This window comes from Shimazuella soli (assembly GCF_022511585.1).
GTDB lineage: Bacteria > Bacillota > Bacilli > Thermoactinomycetales > Thermoactinomycetaceae > Shimazuella > Shimazuella soli.
The window spans coordinates 1-4,706 of record NZ_JAKWBN010000021.1; the positions used below are offsets into that span (position 1 = coordinate 1).

Below are 4,706 nucleotides of genomic sequence, written 5' to 3' on the forward strand. Positions count from 1 at the left end.
CCGGTCGTTCCTGTGGCTCCGGTTGTCCCGGTTGTCCCTGTGGCTCCGGTTGTCCCTGTGGCTCCGGTTTCCCCTGTTGCTCCTGTCGATCCGGTTGCTCCGGTTGTCCCTGTGACTCCTGTCGATCCGGTTGCTCCTGTTGACCCTGTTGACCCTGTGGCTCCTGTTGATCCAGTTGATCCGGTCGTTCCTGTGGCTCCAGTTGACCCTGTGGCTCCTGTTGATCCGGTTGATCCGGTTGATCCAGTTGATCCAGTTGACCCGGTCGTTCCGGTTGACCCATTGGCTCCAGTTGACCCTGTGGCTCCTGTTGATCCGGTTGATCCGGTTGATCCAGTTGATCCAGTTGACCCGGTCGTTCCGGTTGACCCATTGGCTCCAGTTGATCCAGTTGACCCGGTCGTTCCGGTTGACCCATTGGCTCCAGTTGATCCAGTTGACCCGGTCGTTCCGGTTGACCCTGTGGATCCAGTTGCTCCAGTTGACCCGGTCGTTCCGGTTGACCCAGTGACTCCTGTTGATCCAGTTGATCCGGTTGATCCGATTGATCCGGTTGACCCAGTGGCTCCGGTCGTTCCGGTTGATCCAGTTGACCCTGTCGTTCCGGTTGATCCGGTTGACCCGGTTGATCCGATTTCTCCAGTGGCTCCAGTTGATCCGGTTGATCCGATTGATCCGGTTGACCCAGTGGCTCCGGTCGTTCCGGTTGATCCAGTTGACCCTGTCGTTCCGGTTGATCCGGTTGATCCGATTTCTCCAGTGGCTCCATTGGCTCCAGTTGATCCGGTTGATCCGGTCGTTCCAGTTGCTCCAGTTGACCCTGTTGCTCCGGTTTCTCCAGTTGATCCGGTTGCTCCTGTCGCTCCGGTTGTCCCTGTGGCTCCGATTTCCCCAGTTGACCCTGTGGATCCAGTTGATCCAGTTGATCCTGTGGCTCCAGTCGATCCGGTTGATCCGGTTTCTCCAGTGGCTCCGGTCGTTCCGGTTGTCCCTGTTACTCCGGTTGATCCGGTCGTTCCTGTGGATCCAGTTGACCCTGTGGATCCAGTTGATCCAGTCGTTCCAGTTGATCCAGTCGATTCGGTCGTTCCTGTGGCTCCGGTTGTCCCTGTGGCTCCGGTTTCCCCTGTTGCTCCTGTTGATCCGGTTGCTCCGGTTGTCCCTGTGACTCCGGTTGCTCCGGTTGTCCCTGTGACTCCTGTCGATCCGGTTGCTCCTGTTGACCCTGTTGACCCTGTTGCTCCTGTTGATCCAGTTGATCCGGTCGTTCCTGTGGCTCCTGTTGACCCTGTTGACCCTGTTGACCCTGTTGATCCGGTTGATCCGGTTGATCCGGTTGATCCGGTTGATCCAGTTGATCCAGTTGACCCGGTCGTTCCGGTTGACCCAGTGGATCCAGTTGATCCAGTTGACCCTGTCGTTCCGGTTGGCCCAGTGGCTCCGGTTTCCCCAGTTGACCCTGTGGCTCCTGTGGCTCCGGTTGATCCAGTGGCTCCGGGCGATCCAGTTATCCCTGTGGCTCCAGTCTCTCCGGTCGCTCCGGTTGATCCTGTCTCTCCTGTTGCTCCGGTTACTCCAGTGGCTCCTGTTGACCCAGTCGTTCCGGTTTCTCCTGTTGCTCCAGTGGCTCCGGTCGTTCCAGTTGACCCTGTTGCTCCGGTTGCTCCGGTTTCTCCTGTTGCTCCAGTCGATCCGGTCGTTCCAGTTGATCCGGTTGTCCCGGTTGTCCCGGTTGCTCCGGTTGCCCCGGTTGTCCCTGTTGATCCGGTTGACCCTGTGGCTCCAGTTGATCCAGTTGACCCGGTCGTTCCGGTTGACCCAGTGGCTCCGGTCGTTCCAGTTGACCCTGTTACCCCTGTTGCTCCAGTCGATCCAGTTGACCCTGTTACCCCTGTTGCTCCGGTTGCTCCGGTTTCTCCTGTTGCTCCAGTTGACCCTGTTACCCCTGTTGACCCAGTTGCTCCGGTTTCTCCAGTTGATCCGGTTGCTCCGGTCGATCCGGTCGTTCCCGTGGCTCCTGTTGACCCTGTGGCTCCAGTTGATCCGGTCGTTCCTGTGGCTCCGGTTGACCCTGTGGCTCCTGTTGCTCCTGTCGTTCCTGTGGCTCCTGTTGCTCCTGTTGCTCCAGTTGCTCCTGTTGCTCCTGTTGCTCCTGTTGCTCCGGTCGTTCCTGTGGCTCCGGTTGTCCCTGTGGCTCCGGTTCCCCCTGTTGCTCCTGTGGCTCCTGTTGCTCCAGTTGCTCCAATGGTTCCGGTTGCTCCAGTGGATCCGGTCGTTCCAGTTGTCCCTGTTGCTCCGATCGTTCCAGTTGCTCCGGTCGATCCAGTTGATCCGATCGATCCGGTTGCTCCAGTTACTCCTGTTGACCCTGTGGCTCCAGTCGCTCCGGTTGATGCACCTGTACTTCCTATTGGACCTGTTGGACCTGTTACTCCGGTTGGGCCTGTCGGACCTGTTCTTCCTGCTGCTCCTGTCGGGCCTGTCGGACCCGTTAATCCCCTTGGGCCTATCGGACCACTTGGACCTGTTGGACCTGGCAATCCTGTTGCTCCTGTCGGACCCGTTAATCCTCTTGGACCTATGACCCCTGTCGGGCCCGTCGGACCTGTTCTTCCTGTTGCTCCCGTCGGGCCTGTCGGACCCGTTAACCCTCTTGGTCCTATGACTCCTGTTGGGCCCGTTGGACCTGTTCTTCCTGTTGCTCCCGTCGGGCCTGTCGGACCCGTTAATCCCCTTGGGCCTATCGGACCACTCGGACCTGTTGGACCTGGCAATCCTGTTGCTCCTGTCGGGCCCGTTAATCCTCTTGGACCTATTGCTCCTGTTGGGCCCGTCGGACCGGTACTTCCTGTTGCTCCTGTTGGACCAGTTGGACCCGTTAATCCCCTTGGGCCTATCGGACCACTCGGACCTGTTGGACCTGGCAATCCTGTTGCTCCTGTCGGGCCCGTTAATCCTCTTGGACCTATCGCTCCTGTTATTCCTGTTGGACCAGTGGGACCGGTCGAGCCTGTGGAACCAGTCGCTCCTGTAACTTGCATAAAGGTAGTAAGTTTTTTAGTATCTATGATAAATGTATTAGAAAAAGTTCCTAACGTATCTAGCAACAAATGTTGCCTCCCTTCCATTTTTATTTTCCTTACTTCCACAAAAATACAAATCATTATATTCAAAAATAAATAAACAGGATTATACAGGTAAGCAAAATAAACAGAAAAAAATACCACTTTTTGAACAAGTGGTATTGAAATGAAACATTTCATTTATTTTTTTCAAAAACCTAAGATAAACGGACAATTGTGACATTTGTACCACTAAAGGTAGCTGATGATCCACTAATATTTACTAAGGTCAAAATGGAGTTACCTATAAGTGGTGTATTAAAGATCGCTTGGGAGTTCAATTCAACAGCAAGACCAAGAGTAGAAGATGAATTAATGGATTCTGAACCTGAAATTGGGATTCCAGTTAACTGCAATACTACTTGTGCAGCTATTCCAGGAAGTGTAGTTACAGCTGTCTCGTATATTGCAAGATAAGTTTGACCTGGAGCAAGCTGAATTTGTGGTGAACCAGGGATATGAGTGATGGATGAGCCATTGATCACTAAATTCGTACTCAATGGGATAGCAGTATTATTTGGCACAACTTGACTTGCAGAGTTTACAATCATTGCATTATCTGTTGTTACAGTCGGGCCTGTGACTCCTTGAAGTCCTGTAGGACCAGTAGGACCTGTGGCTCCAGTTTGACCTGTAGCCCCTGTGGCTCCTATGGGGCCTGCGGGACCTTGGATTCCGGTTGGGCCTGTTGGACCAGTAGAACCGGTTCTTCCGGTAACTCCAGTCACTCCAGTGGGACCAGCTGGGCCTTGAATTCCGGTTGGACCCGTTGGACCAGTCGGTCCTGTCGCTCCGGTCGGGCCTGTTGGACCGGCAGGACCTGGAATTCCGGTTGAGCCTGTTGGACCAGTAGAACCGGTTCTTCCAGTCACTCCAGTCACTCCGGTTAATCCAGCTGGGCCTGGGATTCCAGTTGGACCAGTAGGACCTGTGGCACCAGTCGCTCCTCCGGGAGCCCCCGTTTCTCCACGTGCTCCAGTCGATCCTGTTGCTCCAGTACCTCCAGTTGCTCCTGTCACTCCGGTGGCTCCAGTACTTCCAGTTGCTCCGGTTACTCCAGTTGCTCCAGTAGCTCCGGTGGCTCCGGTCGCTCCAGTTGAACCAATTGGACCAATAACTCCAGTAGGTCCTATAGGACCAGTTGGACCGGTTACTCCGGTTGCTCCAGTACCTCCAGTCGCTCCAGTACCTCCAGTCGCTCCAGTACCTCCAGTCGCTCCAGTACCTCCAGTCGCTCCGGTCGATCCAGTACCTCCAGTCGCTCCAGTACCTCCAGTCGCTCCGGTCGATCCGGTCGCTCCGGTCGATCCAGTACCTCCAGTCGCTCCGGTTATTCCGGTATCTCCAGTCGTTCCGGTCGCTCCAGTTACTCCGGTATCTCCAGTCGTTCCGGTCGCTCCGGTCGCTCCAGTTACTCCGGTATCTCCAGTCGTTCCGGTCGCTCCAGTTACTCCGGTATCTCCAGTCGCTCCGGTCGCTCCGGTCGCTCCAGTCGTTCCGGTCGCTCCGGTCGATCCAGTTACTCCGGTATCTCCAGTCGTTCCGGTTGCTCCGGTCGCTCCAGTCGTTCCGGTCGCTCCAGTT

Annotated in this window: 1 protein-coding gene and 1 pseudogene; both read right to left on the reverse strand. The window is 55.7% G+C overall.

Annotated elements, in window-relative coordinates:
• Positions 1 to 3,041: collagen-like domain-containing protein (locus tag MK805_RS18200; RefSeq protein WP_476712904.1), on the reverse strand; the 3,041-nt coding region annotated here is incomplete at its 3' end.
• A 239-nt stretch (positions 3,042 to 3,280) separates the two neighbouring features.
• Positions 3,281 to 4,706: pseudogene (locus MK805_RS17700) on the reverse strand (collagen-like protein); the annotation flags it as partial.